We start from the raw sequence: 19,706 nt of genomic DNA on the forward strand, positions 1-19,706 counted from the left end.
CTCTGTGTGGGCCAACTTCATTCTCCTTGCTTTCCAGCAAGATAGGGGATTTGTCGCAACCCAGTTTAGAATGTGCCTGATGGCTAATGTAAGGCATATAATCTGTATTATGTAATACTGTGACTGATCTGAATTTGAGTAAACATACTGTGGATCAACATAGTATCCAGCTAACTTCGTCTAACCTAACGCATACCCCGCACCACGTACTGTCCTCACCGGATCGGTCCCGCCGAACTGTGTAAGTGCTTTGCGGAGCCGCCCAATGTGAACGTCAACCGTTCGCGTATCCACGTAGATATCGCGGCCCCAAACCCGATCCAGAAGCTGTTCGCGGCTCCAGACACGACCAGGCTTTTCCATGAACGTACTAAGCAAGCGGAACTCGGTTGGCCCAAGCTTCACCTCATCTGCGCCGCGCGTGACCTTGTGGCTCTCGGCATCAAGGACAATATCGTCGAACTCTAGCCGCTCGCCAACGGTCGATGGACGAACGCGGCGCAACTGGCTGCGCACACGCGCCATCAGCTCAATCACGGAATATGGTTTTACGACATAATCATCCGCGCCAGTTTCTAACCCGCGTACCTTGTCGACTTCCTCTGACCGTGCGGACAGCATAATCACAGGGATATTGCGTGTCTCTGGTTTGATCTTGAGCCTGCGACACACCTCGATGCCGCTGAGATGCGGCATCATCCAATCCAGGACGATGATATCTGGCCGATCTTCGTCAACAAGCAACAGCGCTTCATCACCGTTTTGGGCGCGGCTGACGGCAAAGCCCTCGGCCTCAAGGTTATAGGCCAGAACCTCGCGTTGTGCGGGTTCGTCTTCGACCACCAGAACACGGGGTTGATCGGCGGACATGTCCGTACTCCCCTAGACCTGAACCGATGTTTTGTCGGCCTTTGGGCGCATCTCGTCCGGTGTCGACCCCGTCACCAGATAAACCACCTGTTCAGCGATGGATGTCACATGATCGCCCATCCGTTCGATGTTCTTGGCAATGAAATGAAGGTGCATACACGCGGTAATGTTCCGCGGGTCTTCCATCATGAAGGTCAGAAATTCGCGGAACAAGGCGTTGTACATCTGGTCTACTTCCGAGTCGCGATCAATCACGTCCTGCGCCAATTCAGCATCCCGCGCCACATAGGCATCAAGCGCGTCTTTCAGCATCCGTTCCACTTCTTTTGCCATCCGACGCAATGCCCCTGCACTGTCGTTGACCGGTGCCATCTGGGAGAGAACGCTGGTGCGTTTGGCAAGGTTTTTCGCATAGTCCCCAATACGTTCCAGGTTGGCGCTCACCTTGATCACGGATAGAACCAGCCGCAAATCAATGGCCGTTGGTGCGCGCAGAGCGATGACGCGCGCTGCTTCCTCGTTGATCAACTCTTCGAGCTCATCAATGGCCTTGTCACCCTTGCGAACCTTCTCGGCTCGTTCTTCATCGCGGGTCTCAAGGCTGATGGCCGCCTCCAGGATCGCGTTTTCGACGAGCCCACCCATCTTCATGATCTGGGCCTGGATCGCCTCAAGGTCCCGGTCGAAGGCCGATGCGATGTGTTGGTCTTGCATGGTTCTGCTCCTTAGCCGATGCGGCCCGTGATGTAGCTTTCGGTGCGTGGATCGACGGGATTGGTAAAGATCTGGCCCGTTTCACCGTATTCCACGAGGTTGCCGAGGTGGAAAAACGCCGTTTTCTGGCTGACCCGCGCGGCCTGCTGCATGGAGTGCGTGACGATGACAACGGAGTAGCTTTGGCGCAGCTCGTCGATCAGTTCTTCGACCTGCGCCGTGGCGATGGGGTCCAGCGCCGAGCACGGTTCGTCCATCAACAGCACTTCGGGTTCCGTGGCCACCGCGCGCGCAATACAAAGACGTTGTTGCTGACCACCCGACAGGCCGGTGCCGGGCGCATCCAATCGGTCCTTCACCTCGTCCCAGATGGCGCCGCGCCGTAAAGAATTTTCCACGATTTCATCCAGTTCTGCCTTGTTCTTGGCAAGACCGTGGATGCGTGGGCCATAGGCGACGTTGTCATAGATCGACTTCGGAAACGGGTTGGGCTTTTGAAACACCATGCCCACCTTGGCGCGCAACTGCACCGGATCGACGCGGGGATCGTAAATGTCCTCGCCGTCGATATGAATATCTCCGGTCACACGGCACACATCAATTGTGTCGTTCATCCGATTGATACAACGTAGAAAAGTGGACTTCCCACAGCCAGACGGTCCGATGAACGCCGTCACCGTCTTGTCGTCAATCTGAACATCCACATCCTTGATGGCGTGATTGTCGCCATAAAAGACCTGCACACCCTTGGCCGCGATCTTGACGTCGTTTGTGTCCACGTCTCTCTCCAAACTTCTCATGTCGTTCATCGGCCTACCCCTACCAGCGGCGCTCGAACCGCCGCCGCAGGATCACGGCGATGGTGTTCATGGTAATCAGGAACAGCAGCAAAACGATGATGCCGCCCCATGCTTTCTCGGTAAAGACTGCATCGGAGCGTGCAGCCCAGTTGTAGATCTGCGCCGGCACGGCCGAGTTTGGTTCAAAGAACCCTTCGACGAAAGTCTCTGGATAGCGCGCCACAAATCCGACCATGCCGATCAACAGCAAGGGTGCGGTTTCGCCCAAGGCCTGTGCCAGACCAATGATCGTTCCCGTCAAAATACCGGGTGCCGCCAGTGGCAACACATGGTGGAAGACCGCCTGCATTTTCGAGGCCCCTACCCCAAGGGCCGCATCCCGTATCGACGGTGGCACGGCTTTGAGCGATGCGCGCGTCGAGATGATGATGGTTGGCAGTGTCATCAGCGTCAGCACCAGACCACCAACCAGCGGGGCTGATTGCGGTAGGTGCGCGAACTGGATGAATACCGCCAGACCAAGGATACCGAATACGATGGACGGCACGGCAGCCAGGTTCGCGATGTTGACCTCGATGAAGTCAGTAAAACGGTTTTTCGGCGCAAACTCTTCAAGATAGATCGATGCAGCAACCCCGATGGGCAGGCTGAGGACCAGCACCACCAGCATCATGAAGAACGACCCCAGCACCGACGCTCCGATCCCTGCCCCGCCGGGATTGTCCACGCCTGTGTCCACGCCTGTGATGAAGTTCCAGTTGAACACCTGTTTGACCAATCCGGCCTCGCGCATGGCGTCGATCAGGTCGAAATCCTCGGGCATGAAGAAGCGATTGCCCGCTTGCAAATCATCGCGGGTGAACGTGCCTTTCAGGTAGCGATCCACGCGCGAGGCGGCCGCCAATTCGAATGCTATGGGCGCGCCCAGATCGTCCTCATTCTCGCGGTAATACGTGCGCAATTCACCGCCGACCTTGCCCAGCAGACGCTCCACCGCTTTCTTGTCGAATTCGATCTCCACACCTTCGGCGTCCATGGTGCTGGACAGCGATGTGATGAAGTACTCAGTGTAGACGCCAGTTTTCAGCAGTGCCTTTTCGGCTTCGTCATATTCCTCTTGAGTGAGGGTAAACGGCACCTCGACCACCGCCTGCTTGAAGGCAGGCAAGCCAGCACTCAGGATCGCGGTCAGCAGTGCCAACAGGAAGAACAGACCGGTTCCAATTGCCGCAACGCCGTACATGCGAAACCGGCGTTCAGAGGCGTTGCGCTTTTTCGTGCGCGCATCCTCGTGCGTCAGTGACTTGGCCGGGCGGGACGCGTCGGGGGAATTTAGGCTTGCGTCGGTCATCACTCATATTGCTCCCGATATTTGCGCACGATGTAGAGGGCAAAGACATTGAGCCCGAGGGTCATGACGAACAGCGTCATGCCAAGGGCAAAGGCCACCAGCGCCTCGGGCGAGGCGAAGTCGCTGTCGCCGGTCAATTGGCTGACGATCTTGGCGGTCACGGTGGTCATGGCCTCAAACGGGTTCATGCTGAGCCGTGCTGCCGCCCCTGCCCCCAGCACGACGATCATCGTCTCACCAATCGCACGGCTGGCAGCCAGCAGGATCGCACCAACGATGCCGGGCAAGGCTGCAGGCAGCACAACCTGTTTGATCGTCTCTGATTTCGTGGCGCCCAATCCATAGGACCCATCGCGCATCGCCTGCGGCACTGCGTTGATGATGTCGTCGCTCAGTGAACTGACAAAGGGGATCAACATGATGCCCATGGCAAGGCCGGCGGTCATCACGGCACGCTGGCCCTGCATCCAGCCCAAACCATCGTCGCCAAACACGGTGAGCAGGATCGGCCCAATGGTCAGCAGCGCAAAGAGGCCGTACACGATGGTCGGGATACCGGCGAGGATTTCAAGCAGCGGCTTTGCAATACTGCGCACGCGCGGGGTTGCGTATTCCGACAGGTAGATCGCGGCGAAAAGGCCGATGGGTACCGCCACCAGCAACGCCACCAGCGAGATGTAGATCGTGCCCCACAGAAGCGGCAGAATGCCGAGGCTGGATGCGCCACCGCGTCCCGAAAAGCTGGGTGCCCATTCCAGCAGGAAGAAGAAGTCGGCCGCCGGATACAGGCGGAAAAACTCGACCGTGTTGAAGATCAGCGACAGCACGATGCCTATGGTTGTCAGGATCGCCACAGATGCGGCGGCAATCAGCAAGGCCAATATGCCTTGCTCCACAGTGTTTCGCGCACGAAACGCCTTGGCGCTTTCCAACACGCCCCATGCAGCCCCAGAAATGGCCACCAACAGCACGGCGATGGTCATTAACAGGTTCGACGTTTGCGCCATCGCGCTATAGCTTTGGGCGGCCCCCAGCACGGGCTGCGTGATCTGGCTGGTGACCACTTGGCCTGCATCCTTGAGGCTCTGGGTGATCGCCTCCAAATCCGCGTTTGCGGCTTGTGCGGTCGTCGGGTCCAAGGCACCGACGCGCAGCGCGTTGTCGATCCCCGCTGCTGTTCGGCGGACTTCTGACATCACCAGCCCGATATTCGCCCCTTCGGCAATCTCGGTTTCGGGGATCATCTGAGCGATGCGGTTGTCGATGAACAGCGGCTGTGCCAGCAGCCAAAGCACCATCACGCCAAGCGCCGGCACAACCGACTTCATCAAGGCGTTGGCGCCGTAATAGACTGGCAGCGAATGCAGGTTGCGGATGTTGCCATCGGCGCTGGCCATGGCGCGCCCGCGCCCCATGACAAACCCGGCAGCCGAAATCGCCACCACGATCAGCGTGAGCCAGAGTACAGGCATATGTCCCCCAAAGTCCCGAACCGCGTTGCCCGCGGGTTTGCATGCAGAAACTGGGCGACGCTGTGAGGCCGCCCAGTTGTGTGTCTTGGTCGTTGCTGACCCATGTTCGGATTACGAATTGCCGCCCATCGTTTGTTCGTCAGCGATCATCTGCTGCGTCTCGGCCAACTCCGGATCAGACACCAGACCATAGGCCGCCAACGGACCATCGGGCCCCGCAACGGGATCTGCGACAAAGAACTGCGCGAATTCCTTCAGGCCCGGCACCACGCCGATATGCGCCTTCTTGATGTAGAAATAGAGCGGGCGCGACACCGGATAGTCTCCGGCGGCGATGGTTTCGGTTGTCGGCTCAACACCCGACATGGTCGCCACTTTCAGCTTGTCGGTGTTGTTTTCGTAGAAGGCCAGACCGAACACCCCGACCGCATTTGCATTTGCATCGATGGAGGCCAGCGTTTCGGTGTAATCCCCGTCGATATCGACGGACCGTCCGTCGGTGCGCACACTCAGGCACGCATCTTCGGCATCGTCTTCGGACATGCCACCGGAGATCATCGCCTCCATCGCGCCCGTGGCTTCGCAACCTGCCGCGATCACCTGCTCTTCGAACACTTCACGCGTGCCGTGCTTGGTGCCGGGGATGAAGGCCAGGATATCTGCCGCCGGCAGATCGGCATTGAAGTCTGACCACTGCGTGTGTGGGTTATCGACCAAAGCGCCATCGACCATCACCTTGGGTGCCAAAGCGTTGAAGATGTCGGATGGGGTAAAGGCGGTGTAGGCCGGGCCACTGATCTGGCTGGCAAAGACAATGCCATCATAGCCGATGCGCACTTCGATGATGTCCGTCACACCGTTTGCGGCACAGGCAGAAATCTCCTTGTCCCGGATCGCACGTGACGCGTTGGCGATATCCGTATGTTCGGTCCCCACGCCCTGACAAAACCGCTTGAGGCCCGCCGAAGAGCCACCCGATTCCACAACCGGCGTCGGGAAGTCAAAATTTTCACCAAAGGCTTCGGCCACGATGGACGCGTATGGCAGCACGGTGGACGACCCGGCAATCTGAACCTGATCCCGCGCTACGGCGGTTGTAGCAGCCATGGCGGACAAGGTCAGCGCCGATGCGGTGAGTTTCACAAAGGACATGAATGTCTCCTGTTGAGCAATCTGATCGGGTCCCCTCATGGGAACCGTGCCACTCATCTATCGGCGGCTCACAATGCTTTTGTGACAGTTGCGTAACAGTTTTATGACAGGGGCCGATTTGCCCTTACGTCAGCCGGTATTTTCAAGCGTCGGCAGGATGACGGTGAAGGTCGCGCCCTTACCCAGCGTGCTTTCCACGCGCAGACGCCCCCGGTGCCGGTTCACGATATGCTTGACGATCGCAAGGCCAAGACCGGTGCCGCCAAGGGCGCGGCTGCGGTGATCATCGGCGCGGTAGAACCTTTCGGTGATGCGCGGCAGATGTACGGGGTCAATACCGGGGCCATAGTCCACGATCTCCACCCGCACGCCAGCCGCCCGCAAAGCAGGTTCGCGCGCAAGGGTCGACACGCGCACGGTCACGCGTCCCCCGCTGCCACCATATTTGATCGCGTTCTCGATCAGATTGGTGAAGACCTGCTTCAATTGATCCGCATCGGCAGCGACATGTACGATGTCCTGACCGAACTCCTGCTCAATCGTCACATCCGCGTCCGCAGCAAGGGATCGCAAGGTGCGCAAAGTTGATGCGAGCACATCTGTCAGCACCACGTCATCCGTAGGCCGCACGCGCTCATCCCCCTCGACCCGGTTGAGGGACATGAGGTCCCCGACAAGCCGGTTCATCCGCTCCGCCTCGTCCTGCATGATGTTCAGGAACCGGTCGGCTGCGGCGGGATCATTGCGGGCAGGCCCGCGCAAGGTCTCGATGAATCCCATCAGCGCCGTCAGTGGCGTGCGCAATTCGTGGCTGACATTGGCGACAAAATCGCGCCGCATCTGGCTGGTTTGCTCCACATGGGTGACATCCTCGAACGCCAGCACAACGGCACCCCTATGCCCGATGCCTTGCGCAGCCCGCACACTGACCCGAAACGTCGTGTCCTGCGCCCCGTCATTTCCAAGGTACTGCGTGGTGCGGGTCTCACTGTCGCGCAAGGTCGCCTCGATGGCATCCAGCAGCGCAGGCTGACGCAACATCGTGACATGATTGCGACCGACAACGTGCTGCCCGATCAGCGCCAGTGCTTCGGGGTTCGCCGCGATGATCCGCTCGGTCTGATCAATGACCAGCGTCGGCAAAGGGAAAGCGGCAAGCAATGCGTCCAGAACGTCGTTGCCCATCGCCCTGCCCCGTTACGCTACTGCCGCCTGCACCGCTTGGGTGAACACGGCGCACAATGCGTCTGGGTCCTCAAGACCGACCGAGATGCGGAAGAACCCTTCCGACATGCCCAATTCGGCGCGCTTTTCTTCGGTCAACGCGCGATGGGACGACGATGCCGGGTGCGAGATGGTGGTGCCCACGTCGCCCAAGGTCGGGGCAAAGCTCAACCCCTCGGCCCCACGCGCAAAGGCGTTTGCGGCCTCACGCGCGCCGTCAATCTCAAAGCTGACCATATTGCAATATTGACCCTTCAGCAGTGCCTCGGCCCGCTCGTGGTCAGGATGATCGTGGCGCGCGGGGTAGATCACACGCTTGACGCCCGGCAACGCAGCCAAGTGTTCCGCCAGAACTGCCGCTGTGGCCTGCGCCCGATCATAGCGCAGGTCGAAACTCAGCAATCCGCGCTCGGCCAACCAGCAATCAAACGGGCTTGGCGTCATGCCTGCGGTCACGGTGAAGACGCGCAAGCGGTCGTTGATCGCCTTATCTTTCGCTGCGACATAGCCCAGCATGACGTCCGAATGGCCCGACAGCAGCTTGGTCAGGGAATGGATCACGATGTCCGCGCCATGATCGAACGCCTTGAACGCACGCGGTGTGGTGAACGTGTTGTCGATGACCAGCAGAATACCTGCCTCTCGCGCGAGCGCTGACAGGCCCAGAACATCAGCAACGCGCAAGGTAGGGTTGGACACGACCTCGACCAAAATCAACTTGGTGTCGGGACGCAAAGCCGCCCGCACCGCGTCTACATCGCCGGGATCGACCATAGACGTCTCAATGCCGAGGCGTGGCAGGTCTTCTGACATCATGCGCAGCGACCGCCCGTAAAGCTGGTTGCCGCCAATGACGTGATCGCCCGCCTTGAGCAGCCCAAGCAAGACGGCAGACACCGCCCCCATGCCCGATGACGTCAGCACACCCATGTGCGGTGCGCCTTCCATTCGGTCGATGGCCTGCGCCACGACGTCCGCGTTCGGGTGCCCCTCGCGGCTGTAGGTGTAGCCCTGCAGGTCGCCGTCATATTGCGCGTCCAGCATGTCGGGCGTGTCGGAGGCATAGACAACCGATGGGCTGAGTGGTGTCACAACAGGGCGCGACGCGCTGTCGGGCAGCGGTGTGGGACGCACAAGCGAGCCCTTGGAGTTCGAGATCATTCCAGAAATTCCGTGTGGTAGGTTTGTGAGCTGTAGGTGATGTCGACGCTTAACCAGCAGGGGCGTGGCAATCGCGCTGCGATAAGGTCGACAAGGTCCTTTTGCAGGGCCGCTGTGAACGCGGCATTGCGGTGCGGTTTGGCAAGCAAAGCAACAGATGCCTTCAGATGTGTATGGTGAAAGACCGGCGCGGGGTATGCGCGCCCCTTGGTCACACCTGCGCCGTCATCATGACGCAGAATGCAGGCTTCGACCTCGGACAGGATTGCTTTGGCGTCAATGTCCAGATCGCTTGAATAGCTGAGTTCGCAATGCGGCATCAGCCGGCGACCTCGACCATCGTATCGCGGAAGCGGCGCATGTTTTCTTGATAGTGCAGACCCGAGGCGCGCAGGCTCTGGATGGCCTGTTCGTCCAATTCGCGGACAACCTTGCCCGGCACGCCCATCACCAGTGATCCGTCGGGGATCTCTTTGCCTTCGGTAATCAACGCCCCTGCCCCAATCAGACAGTTCTTGCCAATCTTGGCCCCGTTCAACACGGTAGCGCCCATCCCGATAAGGCTGTTGTCGCCAATGGTGCAGCCATGCAGCATGACTTTGTGCCCGATGGTGCAGCCTGCCCCGATGGTCAACGGAAAACCGAGATCGATATGCATGACGCAGTTTTCCTGCACATTTGACCCGGCCCCGATACGAATATCTTCGTGGTCAGCGCGAATGGTGCAGCCGAACCAGACACTTGCGCCTGCCTCAAGGATCACCTTTCCAATCAGGTTGGCATCGGGTGCCACCCACGTGTCATCGGCAATCTGCGGGCGTGCGTCGCCCAATGCGTAAAGGGTCATGGCAGCTCCTCGAACTCGGTTTGCAGGGCGCGCACGTGATCGGTCAGTTGCGGCTGTTGCAACCGACGCAATCGTGTCGCGGTGAGGATGGTTTTCAACTGTTCCTCGGTCTCGTCCAGATCATCATTGACCAGAACATAGTCGTACCCGCCCCAGTGGCTGATCTCGTCCCAGCTTTTTTGCATGCGGCGGGCGATGGTGTCCGCATCATCCTGCGCGCGGGTTTCCAGACGGCGGCGCAACTCGGCAATGGATGGCGGAAGAATGAAAATGGACAGCGTGTGTTGGCCAAGAACAGAGTTGGTGATCTGTTGTGCCCCCTGCCAATCAATGTCGAACAGCACATCGCAGCCACGGTTGATCGCCTCTTCGACGGGTCCCTTGGGCGAGCCATAGAAGTTGCCGAAAACATGCGCGTGCTCCAGCATTTCACCTTCGGTAACAAGACCTTTGAACTCACTCTCGGTGATAAAGCGGTAGTGTTCTCCATCCACCTCGCCCGGGCGCGGCTCACGCGTGGTGGCGGATACGGAAAAACACAAGTTCGGGTCCCAGTCCCGCAAGCGGCGGGCCAGAGTGCTCTTGCCAGCACCGGAAGGCGAACTGAGGATGATGAGAAGGCCGCGTCGGTTCTTGGGCTCGGTCATAGTCTTATTCCACGTTCTGCACTTGCTCGCGCATCTGATCGATCAGCGCCTTGAGAGCCAGCCCCACCGCCGTCAGTTCCGAGTTCTGCGCTTTTGAGCACAGGGTGTTGGCCTCCCGGTTGAACTCCTGCATCAGGAAGTCGAGCTTGCGCCCCACCGAACCACCGTCGCTCAGGAGGGTGCGCGCTGCACCCACATGTGTGTGAAGACGATCAATCTCTTCGGTGACGTCCGCCTTGACCGCCAGCAATGCCAGCTCCTGCGCCACCCGGTCCGGATCAGCGCCGTCCGTGTTGTCCAGCACCCGCGCGAGGTTGCGTTTCAAGGATGAGGCCACGTCGTCCTTGCGCGCTTCGGCCAAAGCTGCCGCTTGCGTGGTCAGGGTTTCGACTTCGACCAGTTGCGCCAACAGCACATCGCGCAGGGCCGCCCCTTCGCGCGCACGCATCGCGTCAAATGCATCAAGCAATCCGGGGACCTCGGCAAGCAGTGCCGCGCGCAATGGTGCCGGATCGTCTTGCGCCGGGCCGCTGTCCATCACGCCCCGCATCGTCGCGATATCCGTTGCACGAGACGGAGCGAGCGACAGACCTTGCTCCATCGCCTCAGCCTCAATCGCCAAAAGGTTCTGAACCAAGGCGCGCATCGTGTCTTCGTTCAGCGACAACCCGGACGCCGCGTCCTCTCGCGTGATCCGCAGTGACAAGGTCACGTTCCCGCGTTTCGCGTGTTTGGTGACAACCGGGCGCAGCGCCGCCTCGAGCCCGTCGATCCAGTCTGGCACGCGCAGTCTTACATCCAGACCCTTGCCATTCACGCTGCGAATGTCCCACGCCCAACGAAAAGGGTCTAACGCACCGGTTGCCGCAGCAAACCCGGTCATGGATCGCAGGGCGGGTTCTTTGGAAGTGTCTGTCATACCAATGCGTTTAGGGCGAACTGCACAGCGGAGCAAGCCACAGCACCTGTCCCCGCGGGGACACCTCCATGATTAACCATTTGTTAGCTTTTGCCGCGCAGCACCCGTCGATTTTGATATGTTTTGTTGCAATCACGGTGCAATCGGTCTCAAGGACCCAGTGGAAGTATGTACAGATGGACAAATCAGACCTTAACCCGCACAATGTTCACGCAATGACAGAATTTCGCGCAGAGATCGGTTTTTCAGCTATTTCCCAGGTCGAGGCCTATTGGGAAGGCTTGCGCGGTGCGCGCATGACCCCGAAGCGGTCCGAGATTGACCCGCGCGGGATCGAGTCGGCATTGGAATACACATTCGTTCTTGAACGGATTGCGCCCGGAATGGCAAGGATCCGCATTGCCGGCAGCCACTTGGGCAATTTGATGGGCATGGAGGTGCGCGGAATGCCGCTGACATCGCTGATCACACCGCCGTGCCGTCGCCAGATTTCGGATGCGATCGAGGACGTTTGCCAACGGCCCGCTATTTGCGAACTGCGCATGAGCGCCGAGATGACAATGTCCAAACCGCAAATGGATGCGCGTTTGCTCATGTTGCCGCTCAAGAGCGATCTTGGGGATGTCAGCCGCATTTTAGGATGTTTTGTGGCTCAAGGCGACGTTGGGCGCACGCCGCGCCGCTTCAACGTTGTCGGTGCGCGCATTCGGCCCATTACAGCGCCATCCACAGCCCCTGCCCCGATCAAGCCCGCCGTCCAACCGGAAGTGCAGCGCGCGCGGGTCGATGGGTTTGCGGAAAGCCAGAAAAGCTTTGAAAGCACGACACCTCGGTCGGACGTGCCATATCTGCGCCTCGTGAAGCCTGACGACTGATATGTTGTGAATTCTCAAAAGAAACGGCGCCGAACTTTCGTTCGGCGCCGTTTTTCTTTTTCACATTGGAGTTCAGCCAGCTGCGCGCTGATTTGCACGTGTGGTCCGCAGTTGCGAAAGCTCTTCCGCCACGAGGAATGCCAGCTCCAGCGATTGCGATGCGTTCAGGCGAGGATCGCAAGCGGTGTGATAACGGTCGCTCAGGTCCTCTTCGGTGACCGCACGCACACCGCCGGTGCATTCGGTCACGTCCTGCCCTGTCATCTCGAAATGCACACCGCCCGGGACGGTGCCCTCGGCTGCATGCACACCAAAGAACTCACGTACTTCGCGCAAGACCGAGTCGAACGGCCGCGTCTTGTAGCCAGTTGAGGACTTGATGGTGTTGCCGTGCATCGCGTCACAGACCCAGACCACGTTGGCCCCTTCTTCCTGGACCGTCTTGATCAGGCGCGGCAGGTGTTCTCCGACAGAACCGGCCCCGAACCGCGCGATCAGGGTCAGGCGACCCGCTTCGTTTTCGGGGTTCAGCTTGGACATCAGGACCTTGAGATCGTCCGTGGTCATGCTGGGACCGCATTTCAGACCAATGGGGTTCTGAACGCCGCGTGCATAGTCCACGTGCGCGCCGTCGGGCTGACGGGTGCGGTCGCCAATCCAGATCATGTGACCGGAGCCTGCCAACCACTTGCCGGTGGTCGAGTCGATGCGTGTCAGCGCCTCTTCGTACTCCAGCAGCAACGATTCGTGGCTGGTGTAGAACTCGACAGACGAAAACTCGTGGGTGGTGTCGGCGTCGATGCCAGCGGCTGCCATGAAATCGATTGTGTCCTGAATGCGGGCCGCGATCTCGCGATACTTCTCGGCCCCCTGCCCGTCGGCAAAGCCCAAGGTCCACGAATGCACCATGTTCATATCGGCAAAGCCACCGGTCGAAAACGCGCGCAGCAGGTTCAGCGTGGCCGCCGCCTGCGTGTAGGCCTGCAGCATCTTCTGCGGGTTCGGGATGCGGGATTCAGGTGTGAAGTCCAGCTCATTGATGATGTCACCGCGGTAGCTGGGCAGTTCCACGCCATCGACGACTTCAGTGGGTGCGGACCGCGGCTTGGCGAACTGACCGGCCATACGGCCCAGCTTGATCACCGGCACCTTCGCGCCATAGGTCAGGACCATCGCCATTTGCAGCATGACCTTGAACGTGTCGCGAATGCCATCCGCGCTGAATTGGTCGAACGCCTCGGCGCAGTCGCCGCCCTGCAACAGGAACGCGTCTCCACGGGATGCATCGGCGAGATGTGCTTTTAGCCGCCGCGCCTCGCCTGCAAACACCAAAGGCGGATATTTTGAAAGCTGCGCCTCAACCGCGTTCAGTGCCGCAGTATCGGTATAATCGGGCATCTGAATCCGGGGCTTGGCGCGCCAGTCAGATTTTGTCCAATCGCTCATCTTGTCTCTCCGCATAAGCTGTTAGCGGTCACGTGACCGGGGCCCTCTATACAAAAGCTATTGCTGGGACACCATATCACAAATGCGAAGTCTTGACGTGGCGTTTGCGCCGTGATCAGGCTGACAAAACCCCCGGGTCACATCACGCCCGGCCATACGATCAGGACGCCTGCCGCGATGTCGATTTCACGCTCGGCCACCCAGACCCGCCAAGAGGTCGATAAACCCAAGCGCTTCGTGTTTGTCCTGCTCGACAATTTCACCTTGCTTTGCTTTTCCGCGGCCCTTGAAAGCCTGCGCATCGCCAACCGTATGGCGGGGCGCGAATTGTATGCGTGGAAGATCATCGGCGAAGGCGGGGACGCGGCCTATTGCTCGGCTGGCACGGGTTTCAAGCTGGACGGTGATCTGGATGAGTTGACCCGCGACGATGTGGTCATGGTGTGCGGCGGCATTGATGTGCAGGCCGCCACGACCAAGCGCCTGCTGGGATGGCTGCGCCGCGAGGCCCGCAAGGGTGTGCCGATGGCGGGCCTGTGTACCGCCGCCTATTCGCTGGCCAAGGCCGGGTTGCTGGATGGCAAGAAGGCGACCATTCACTGGGAAAATCAAGACAGCTTTGCCGAGGAGTTTCAGGAGGTCGAGCTGACCAAGTCCGTCTTTGTGGTGGATGAAAAACGGCTGACCACGGCAGGTGGCACGTCGTCCATCGATCTGATGCTGAAGCTGATTGCCGATGATCATGGGGAAGAGTTGGCAAATTCCGTGGCTGATCAGCTGATCTATTCGTCCATCCGCACCGATCAGGACACGCAGCGCCTGTCTGTCCCGACCCGCATCGGTGTGCGGCATCCGAAGCTGAGCCAGGTCATCCAGATCATGGAACAGAATATCGAAGAGCCGATCAGCCCGTCCATCTTGGCCAAGGATGTGGGCATGTCCACGCGGCAACTGGAGCGGCTCTTCAGACGATATTTGAACCGTTCTCCAAAGCGTTACTACATGGAGTTAAGGTTGCAAAAGGCGCGCAACCTGCTGATGCAGACGGATATGAGCGTGATCAACGTGGCGCTGGCCTGTGGCTTTGCCTCGCCCTCGCATTTCTCAAAATGCTACCGCGCGCATTACGATACGACCCCGTATCGCGAACGCGGCACACACGCGGCACGCCTTTCGATCTGATCGCCATACTGCTGCCGCGCAAAAACCATGTCTGTGCCTCGAACGTCCCGTATGACACCGGGCCATGTCCTTGTTCGGTCCTGATACTCCACGCCACATGCGGCTCTTCGAACTGATGCGTCAGGAGCGAATGGCCAAGCGCGCGCGGAATACAGCGCCAGACGCAACCGATGTGTCCGTGAGCTTGTTCAAGAGCCGTGCCTTGGCGTCGCTGCAAAAGCGTGGGTGAATGGCGGGCAGCGAGACAAGCGAGCTGTACAGATGTCGCCAACTCGACTTCAGCGATAGCGAATGATCGCACTGCGCCAAATCGGGTCGCCTATGATCAGTCTATCTCGCCCTTGAACCCGGTTGCGACAACGAACTTTTCTGAACTGTCCGCACGGGATGCGGGTGGTTTGATATTTGCGACCTTCGCGAACCGCTTCTTGAGAAGTTGTTGCAAGCTGCCTTCTGCGCCGCCGGCCAGTACTTTGGCGACGAACGTTCCACCATCATCCAGAACGTCGAACGCGAAATAGGCCGCCGCCTCGCACAGCGCGATGATCCGAAGGTGGTCCGTCTGCTTGTGACCGGAGGACGACGCCGCCATGTCCGACATCACCACGTCAGCCTTGCCGCCCAGCCAGTCTTTCACTTTCAGATCGGCGTCATCTTCCATGAAGTCGAGTTGATACAGCTCGCACCCCGCAATCGGTTCCATTTCTTGAAGGTCAATGCCCAGTATCGTGCCGACCGCCTTGCCGGATTTTTCGCCCAGGGCGTTCACACGCTTGACGGCAACCTGGCACCACCCGCCTGGAGCTGCGCCCAGATCGACGACGCGCGCGCCGGGCACAAGGAAGCGGTACTTGTCGTCCAATTCCATGATCTTGAATGCCGCACGACCACGATAGCCTTCGGCCTGCGCCCGCTTGACGTATGGATCGTTCAACTGCCGCTGCAACCACCGGGTGGAAGACAGCTTGCGTCCGCGCGCGGTCTTGACCTTGACCTTCAGGTCACGCTGGCCACGTCCGGATGTGTTCTTTCCACTGGGGGTCTTGGCCACGTTGGCACCTTCCGAGTTGATCGCGCCCTTGCGCCTGGCGGTCTTTAGCAGAGACGCCCGATATAGGTCCATCCATACAGATTTGCATGGCCCACCTGCTTATTTCGTCAATTTGCACCTGCGACGTCGGGGCGTAGATCGCCGGTCGACCTCAACAACACAGAAGGTGCGTTCCCGTGGCGACCAAATTCTCCCCCATGCCAGTGCCCGAACAGCTGTCGTCGGCATGGCTTTTCTTTTTGCTCACAACCCTGTTTCGCGACATCCACAACTTTGTGCGCCCCGGATTTATCGACCAAGCCTTGAGCGGCCTCGTAAACGGTTTCACCGTCACGGATGAATTGCTGTTGATCGGTGGACTTGTGGTGACGCTGCCCATCGCCCTGATCTGGCTGTCGCGCATGCTGCCGAAACGGATTAATCAATGGGCCAACGGCCTTGTTGCCCTTATGAACATCGGATTTGTTGTGACCACGCCGCACAGCGCCGTGGACGAAATCTACTTCGCGGTCCTGCACATGCTGGCGCTTTTGTTCATCCTTTGGAGCGCCGTGCGCTGGCAAACCGTGCCTCAGACCAGTTGATCGTCCAGTACGCCGTCCGCACTCATCTGCGCGTATAGCAACCCCTCGCGCAGCCCGCGGTCGGCCACGGACAGCCGGTTTGTCGGCCAGCACCGCATGAGAGCTTGCAAAATGGCCGCCCCCGACATGATCAGCGCGTGCCGGTCCGATCCAATGCGTGGATCGGCGCGCCGCCCGCCCGGGCCCATGGCCAGATAGGATCGGATGACCGTGTCAATCTGGGTCGAGGTCATACGCAATCCGTCCACCTTGGTTCGATCATAGCGCTTGAGGCCCAGATGCGAGGCGGCGACCGTCGTCACCGTGCCCGAGGTGCCGATGATCTGAAATCGCTCCGTCGGTTCAGTGGCGTGGTAGGGCGAAAAATCAGCGAGGTTCTCTTCGAAAAACCAGCTCATCAAGGCAAAACGGGCTGCATCGTCGTCTACATCGTTGAATTGCTCGCGCAAGGTCGCCACGCCCAAGGGCACACTGATCCAATCGACAACGCGGGCTTCGGGTATGTCCGTCACGGCCTGCTTGAACCCTGAATGCAGGCGCATGATGGCTTGCGGGCGGTCTTCGCGCGGGACTTTTGCAAGGTCGATCCACACCAGCTCGGTCGAGCCACCGCCGATGTCCACGACCAACAGGTTCTCGGTCTTGGGACTGACCAGCGGCGCGCACGAAATAACCGCAAGGCGCGCTTCTTCTTCGGGTTCGATGATGTCGAGGCGCAGCCCGGTTTCCCGCTGTACCCGTTGGACAAAATCCTTCGCATTCAGTGCGCGGCGACAGGCTTCGGTGGCCACGAGGCGCATGCGCTTGACCTTGTGGCGCTTCAGCTTTTGCTGACAGATCCGCATGGCCTGCACGGTCCGGGTCATGGACCCACGCGACAGCTTGCCGGACTTCTCGAGGCCAAGGCCCAACTGCACGGATTTGGAAAAACTGTCCACAACATGAAAGCCCGCGCCTCGCGGCTCGGCTATAAGCATGCGACAAGAGTTCGTACCCAGATCAAGCGCGGCGTAAAGCTCGGGCGATCCAGGGGCACGCGGCACGGGCATAGCCCCCGCCTGGGGGCTCTTGGTCTTTGTCGCGCCCGCACCTCGGGGACGCTGTGGCGCCATCTTTTGCGCCTTTCATAACGGGTTAGCTCGACGATATGTCCTGTGACGTGATCACGCAAGTGGCTTGATCACCGCCGTTTAGGCAACCGCAGGGACTTGCCCAGTTTCGAATGGATTGTCGAAATACCGGGCAAGATGCGCATATTCATCTTCCAGCAAGACCTTGAGCACGCGTTGCGTCTGAACGGACAAATCGTCCAGGCGCAAACGCCTGTCGCTTGAATTGAAATGCGGAATGGTCACGTCCCGTCCTGTGTGATCGCTCAGTGCCGCACCAAGCTCTGCCATCTCGTCCGTGCGGAACACGCGGGTGTAGGTGCTCCAATCCGTGCCGGTGAACAAGGCCACCGGCAACGTGTGGTGCTTTATGTCGGATGACGTGGCGATGTACGCGCTGAGGTTCTGAAAAAAGTAATCCGGATCGGGTTCGGTGGGCAGGTGCATCCGGCCCCGCCGGATCTTGCGGCTATGGCTCAGGATACCCAGCCCCTCGACGCGGTTGGTGTACACCGCAAGCAACCGTTTGAGGGGGTCGCGGACAACCGTGAACTTGAAGTGATTTTCAAGATGATCCCAGCGATGCCTGCGAAAACGCCGTGTTGGATAGATTGCGTGGACCTGCTTTTGACCAAGCTGTTCTGCAACCTTCTCGCTTTGCAATGGATCCAGCGCAGCCAGTGCTGCCTTGACCGACGAACACGCCGCCTTTGGCACAGCCATATAGGCCAGCCGATGAGAATCGACCCGAATTACCATATTTTCCTGCCCGACATTTTTTGTCTTGTTGTCTGCATCTTACTCGAACGCTGGCCCCGCCAAACAGTCGAGTTCGGGAAAGTGCGCGGCTGTTGCAAATCCGACTCAATGCGGTACGCGTCGCAAGCGCCGCGTCCTTTGTCGAAAACAAGCCTTAGTGCCCCTATATCGTCGCGTATTGAGAGCGAACGAAACGCGGAGGAATCACATGCCTGACGTCACTATCGTTTACTGGCGGGACATCCCGGCACAGGTGATCGTGGGCAAGGGCCGTCGTGGCTCCAAACGGCAACTGGAAGAACGGTTTGAGCAGGCTATCGACCGTGCCGCGATGAAGGTGAACGCCAAGGATGCCGATGCCTATCTTGCTGAATGGCGCAAGGCGGCCCCCTACCCTGTTGAAGGTGATCCGGCCGAAGTGGCCGAAGCCGAAGCGGTTCGGCTTGAAACTGAATACGACGCCGCGCGTATCAAAGCGCTGATTGAGAACGAGGGATGGGCGTAAGTCGCCCCAGCATCTGGGAGGTGCCGCAATGGCATTGCTGAACTTCAAACGTGACGATGGCCCCGTGGCCGGTACCCTCTCGCCCGAGGTTGAGGCGTTTCTGCAGGGCTATTCCATCGAGGTGATGCCGCGCACCGCCCAGAAGGTCGATGACTTTCGTGCCATTCTGCCTGCAGGCACCCGCGTCTATATTGCTCATATCGAAGGCACGCCGATCGAAGACATGGTCGCCACTGCCAAGCGCCTGAACGCCGAAGGCTTCCCGGTCATGCCGCACTTCCCGGCGCGCATCATCAAGGATCAGGCCACACTAGCGGATTGGATCGCCCGGTATCAAGGCGAAGCGAATGTGGATCAGGCGTTGTTGCTGGCCGGTGGTGTGGACAAGCCGCATGGCGACTACCACAGTTCCATGCAGCTGATGGAAAGCGGGGCTTTCGACAAAGCGGGCTTCAAGCGCTTGCACGTGGCGGGTCACCCCGAAGGCAACAAGGATATCGATCCGGATGGCAGCATGAAAGCCGTTGATGAAGCCCTTGTTTGGAAACAAAAATTCTCTGAACGGACAGATGCTGATATGGCGCTGGCCACGCAGTTCGCGTTCGAAGCGGGTCCGATCATCGAATGGGCCAATGGCCTCAAGGCGGCGGGGATCGACTTGCCCGTCCATATCGGTATCGCGGGCCCTGCCAAGCTCCAGACGATGATCAAGTTTGCCATTGCCTGCGGTGTCGGACCGTCTCTGCGGGTTCTGCAACGCCGGGCGAAGGACGTGACCAAACTGTTGCTTCCATTTGAGCCAACAGATGTCGTGTCCGAGCTGGCAGCGCACAAAGCCGCCAACCCGGATTTCAACATCGCGCAGGTGCACTTCTTTCCCCTTGGCGGGATCAAGACAAACGCAAACTGGGCCATTGAAAACGGCGGCGCGTCGGCAATTCCGGCGGCGGCAGTCTAAGCCCGCTCATAAACGTCCTGAAAAGGTTTCAACCCTCTCCCTCTCGCGCTGATTGGTTCAGCGCGGTAGGTGTCTCAACC

Annotated in this window: 21 protein-coding genes; 5 read left to right on the plus strand and 16 right to left on the minus strand. The window is 59.3% G+C overall.

The features are described from left to right. Positions 1-180: 180 nt before the first annotated feature. From phoB to Q1A32_RS23805, 12 genes are all read right to left on the minus strand, one after another. Positions 181-870 (minus strand): phosphate regulon transcriptional regulator PhoB, encoded by a 690-nt coding sequence (phoB, locus tag Q1A32_RS23750; RefSeq protein ID WP_299658382.1) that lies wholly within the window; start codon positions 868-870, stop codon positions 181-183. Positions 871-882: 12 nt separating this feature from the next. Further along, a complete protein-coding gene (phoU, locus tag Q1A32_RS23755; protein WP_299658383.1) occupies positions 883-1,584 on the minus strand; it encodes a phosphate signaling complex protein PhoU in 702 nt (233 codons plus the stop codon). Between the two features lie 11 nt (positions 1,585-1,595). Further along, on the minus strand, positions 1,596-2,393 hold the full coding sequence (gene pstB, locus Q1A32_RS23760; protein WP_299658384.1) for a phosphate ABC transporter ATP-binding protein PstB: 798 nt from the start codon (positions 2,391-2,393) through the stop codon (positions 1,596-1,598). Between the two features lie 10 nt (positions 2,394-2,403). Beyond that, complete coding sequence (gene pstA / locus Q1A32_RS23765) at positions 2,404-3,735, minus strand: phosphate ABC transporter permease PstA (RefSeq protein WP_299658385.1); 1,332 nt, start codon at positions 3,733-3,735, stop codon at positions 2,404-2,406. Next, on the minus strand, positions 3,735-5,207 hold the full coding sequence (gene pstC / locus Q1A32_RS23770) for a phosphate ABC transporter permease subunit PstC (protein WP_299658386.1): 1,473 nt from the start codon (positions 5,205-5,207) through the stop codon (positions 3,735-3,737). Before pstC ends, pstA begins: the two co-directional genes overlap by 1 nt. A gap of 111 nt (positions 5,208-5,318) precedes the next feature. Next, on the minus strand, positions 5,319-6,359 hold the full coding sequence (locus Q1A32_RS23775; protein WP_299658387.1) for a substrate-binding domain-containing protein: 1,041 nt from the start codon (positions 6,357-6,359) through the stop codon (positions 5,319-5,321). Between the two features lie 129 nt (positions 6,360-6,488). Then, positions 6,489-7,544 carry a cell wall metabolism sensor histidine kinase WalK gene (locus Q1A32_RS23780; RefSeq protein ID WP_299658388.1) on the minus strand — a complete coding sequence of 352 codons (1,056 nt, stop codon included), beginning with the start codon at positions 7,542-7,544 and terminating at the stop codon, positions 6,489-6,491. Positions 7,545-7,556: 12 nt separating this feature from the next. After that, positions 7,557-8,744 (minus strand): PLP-dependent aspartate aminotransferase family protein, encoded by a 1,188-nt coding sequence (locus tag Q1A32_RS23785; protein WP_299658389.1) that lies wholly within the window; start codon positions 8,742-8,744, stop codon positions 7,557-7,559. Beyond that, a complete protein-coding gene (locus tag Q1A32_RS23790; RefSeq protein WP_299658390.1) occupies positions 8,741-9,064 on the minus strand; it encodes a hypothetical protein in 324 nt (107 codons plus the stop codon). The genes Q1A32_RS23785 and Q1A32_RS23790 overlap by 4 nt, the downstream gene beginning before the upstream one ends. After that, a complete protein-coding gene (locus tag Q1A32_RS23795) occupies positions 9,064-9,591 on the minus strand; it encodes a gamma carbonic anhydrase family protein (protein ID WP_299658391.1) in 528 nt (175 codons plus the stop codon). Before Q1A32_RS23795 ends, Q1A32_RS23790 begins: the two co-directional genes overlap by 1 nt. Beyond that, positions 9,588-10,238 (minus strand): guanylate kinase, encoded by a 651-nt coding sequence (gmk, locus tag Q1A32_RS23800; protein WP_299658393.1) that lies wholly within the window; start codon positions 10,236-10,238, stop codon positions 9,588-9,590. Before gmk ends, Q1A32_RS23795 begins: the two co-directional genes overlap by 4 nt. 4 nt (positions 10,239-10,242) lie before the next feature. Next, positions 10,243-11,157, minus strand: coding sequence for a YicC/YloC family endoribonuclease (locus Q1A32_RS23805; RefSeq protein ID WP_299658395.1), 915 nt, complete (start codon positions 11,155-11,157; stop codon positions 10,243-10,245). A 215-nt stretch (positions 11,158-11,372) separates the two neighbouring features. Here Q1A32_RS23805 and Q1A32_RS23810 point away from each other — a divergent pair, with 215 nt between their 5' ends. Then, on the plus strand, positions 11,373-12,032 hold the full coding sequence (locus Q1A32_RS23810) for a PAS domain-containing protein (protein WP_299612858.1): 660 nt from the start codon (positions 11,373-11,375) through the stop codon (positions 12,030-12,032). 72 nt (positions 12,033-12,104) lie between these two features. On the opposite strand, the gene Q1A32_RS23815 is transcribed toward Q1A32_RS23810, so the two are convergent. Beyond that, positions 12,105-13,478, minus strand: coding sequence for a class II 3-deoxy-7-phosphoheptulonate synthase (locus Q1A32_RS23815; protein ID WP_299612860.1), 1,374 nt, complete (start codon positions 13,476-13,478; stop codon positions 12,105-12,107). A 177-nt stretch (positions 13,479-13,655) separates the two neighbouring features. Between Q1A32_RS23815 and Q1A32_RS23820 the strand changes: the two genes are divergently transcribed. Next, positions 13,656-14,660: a GlxA family transcriptional regulator gene (locus tag Q1A32_RS23820; protein ID WP_299612863.1), complete on the plus strand. Its 1,005-nt coding sequence runs from the start codon at positions 13,656-13,658 to the stop codon at positions 14,658-14,660. 325 nt (positions 14,661-14,985) lie between these two features. Here the strand turns inward: Q1A32_RS23820 and Q1A32_RS23825 are convergent, their stop codons facing one another. Beyond that, positions 14,986-15,711, minus strand: coding sequence for an RlmE family RNA methyltransferase (locus tag Q1A32_RS23825; RefSeq protein WP_299658397.1), 726 nt, complete (start codon positions 15,709-15,711; stop codon positions 14,986-14,988). Between the two features lie 176 nt (positions 15,712-15,887). On the opposite strand from Q1A32_RS23825, the gene Q1A32_RS23830 reads away from it, so the two are divergent. After that, on the plus strand, positions 15,888-16,295 hold the full coding sequence (locus Q1A32_RS23830) for a DUF6326 family protein (protein ID WP_299658399.1): 408 nt from the start codon (positions 15,888-15,890) through the stop codon (positions 16,293-16,295). Here Q1A32_RS23830 and Q1A32_RS23835 read toward each other — a convergent pair. Continuing rightward, positions 16,283-17,407 carry a Ppx/GppA phosphatase family protein gene (locus tag Q1A32_RS23835; RefSeq protein WP_299612869.1) on the minus strand — a complete coding sequence of 375 codons (1,125 nt, stop codon included), beginning with the start codon at positions 17,405-17,407 and terminating at the stop codon, positions 16,283-16,285. The two genes, Q1A32_RS23830 and Q1A32_RS23835, sit on opposite strands and share 13 nt — an antisense overlap. A gap of 78 nt (positions 17,408-17,485) precedes the next feature. Next, on the minus strand, positions 17,486-18,163 hold the full coding sequence (locus Q1A32_RS23840; RefSeq protein WP_299658401.1) for a sulfotransferase family 2 domain-containing protein: 678 nt from the start codon (positions 18,161-18,163) through the stop codon (positions 17,486-17,488). Between the two features lie 208 nt (positions 18,164-18,371). Between Q1A32_RS23840 and Q1A32_RS23845 the strand changes: the two genes are divergently transcribed. Together Q1A32_RS23845 and Q1A32_RS23850 are read left to right on the plus strand one after the other, a co-directional pair. After that, positions 18,372-18,668 carry a virulence factor gene (locus Q1A32_RS23845; RefSeq protein WP_299612875.1) on the plus strand — a complete coding sequence of 99 codons (297 nt, stop codon included), beginning with the start codon at positions 18,372-18,374 and terminating at the stop codon, positions 18,666-18,668. Between the two features lie 28 nt (positions 18,669-18,696). Further along, positions 18,697-19,626, plus strand: coding sequence for a methylenetetrahydrofolate reductase (locus Q1A32_RS23850; RefSeq protein ID WP_299658402.1), 930 nt, complete (start codon positions 18,697-18,699; stop codon positions 19,624-19,626). The last annotated feature ends 80 nt before the right edge of the window (positions 19,627-19,706 follow it).

The sequence above is a fragment of the uncultured Tateyamaria sp. genome, assembly GCF_947503415.1.
In the GTDB taxonomy this organism is placed as follows: domain Bacteria; phylum Pseudomonadota; class Alphaproteobacteria; order Rhodobacterales; family Rhodobacteraceae; genus Tateyamaria.

Excerpts from the sequence above, each read along its gene's own strand:
- phoB (WP_299658382.1), bottom strand. The coding sequence starts at position 870 with ATGTCCGCCGATCAACCCCGTGTTCTGGTGGTCGAAGACGAACCCGCA.
- phoU (WP_299658383.1), bottom strand. The coding sequence starts at position 1,584 with ATGCAAGACCAACACATCGCATCGGCCTTCGACCGGGACCTTGAGGCG.
- pstB (WP_299658384.1), bottom strand. The coding sequence starts at position 2,393 with ATGAACGACATGAGAAGTTTGGAGAGAGACGTGGACACAAACGACGTC.
- pstA (WP_299658385.1), bottom strand. The coding sequence starts at position 3,735 with ATGACCGACGCAAGCCTAAATTCCCCCGACGCGTCCCGCCCGGCCAAG.
- pstC (WP_299658386.1), bottom strand. The coding sequence starts at position 5,207 with ATGCCTGTACTCTGGCTCACGCTGATCGTGGTGGCGATTTCGGCTGCC.
- Q1A32_RS23775 (WP_299658387.1), bottom strand. The coding sequence starts at position 6,359 with ATGTCCTTTGTGAAACTCACCGCATCGGCGCTGACCTTGTCCGCCATG.
- Q1A32_RS23780 (WP_299658388.1), bottom strand. The coding sequence starts at position 7,544 with ATGGGCAACGACGTTCTGGACGCATTGCTTGCCGCTTTCCCTTTGCCG.
- Q1A32_RS23785 (WP_299658389.1), bottom strand. The coding sequence starts at position 8,744 with ATGATCTCGAACTCCAAGGGCTCGCTTGTGCGTCCCACACCGCTGCCC.
- Q1A32_RS23790 (WP_299658390.1), bottom strand. The coding sequence starts at position 9,064 with ATGCCGCATTGCGAACTCAGCTATTCAAGCGATCTGGACATTGACGCC.
- Q1A32_RS23795 (WP_299658391.1), bottom strand. The coding sequence starts at position 9,591 with ATGACCCTTTACGCATTGGGCGACGCACGCCCGCAGATTGCCGATGAC.
- gmk (WP_299658393.1), bottom strand. The coding sequence starts at position 10,238 with ATGACCGAGCCCAAGAACCGACGCGGCCTTCTCATCATCCTCAGTTCG.
- Q1A32_RS23805 (WP_299658395.1), bottom strand. The coding sequence starts at position 11,157 with ATGACAGACACTTCCAAAGAACCCGCCCTGCGATCCATGACCGGGTTT.
- Q1A32_RS23810 (WP_299612858.1), top strand. The coding sequence starts at position 11,373 with ATGACAGAATTTCGCGCAGAGATCGGTTTTTCAGCTATTTCCCAGGTC.
- Q1A32_RS23815 (WP_299612860.1), bottom strand. The coding sequence starts at position 13,478 with ATGAGCGATTGGACAAAATCTGACTGGCGCGCCAAGCCCCGGATTCAG.
- Q1A32_RS23820 (WP_299612863.1), top strand. The coding sequence starts at position 13,656 with ATGTCGATTTCACGCTCGGCCACCCAGACCCGCCAAGAGGTCGATAAA.
- Q1A32_RS23835 (WP_299612869.1), bottom strand. The coding sequence starts at position 17,407 with ATGGCGCCACAGCGTCCCCGAGGTGCGGGCGCGACAAAGACCAAGAGC.
- Q1A32_RS23840 (WP_299658401.1), bottom strand. The coding sequence starts at position 18,163 with ATGGTAATTCGGGTCGATTCTCATCGGCTGGCCTATATGGCTGTGCCA.
- Q1A32_RS23845 (WP_299612875.1), top strand. The coding sequence starts at position 18,372 with ATGCCTGACGTCACTATCGTTTACTGGCGGGACATCCCGGCACAGGTG.
- Q1A32_RS23850 (WP_299658402.1), top strand. The coding sequence starts at position 18,697 with ATGGCATTGCTGAACTTCAAACGTGACGATGGCCCCGTGGCCGGTACC.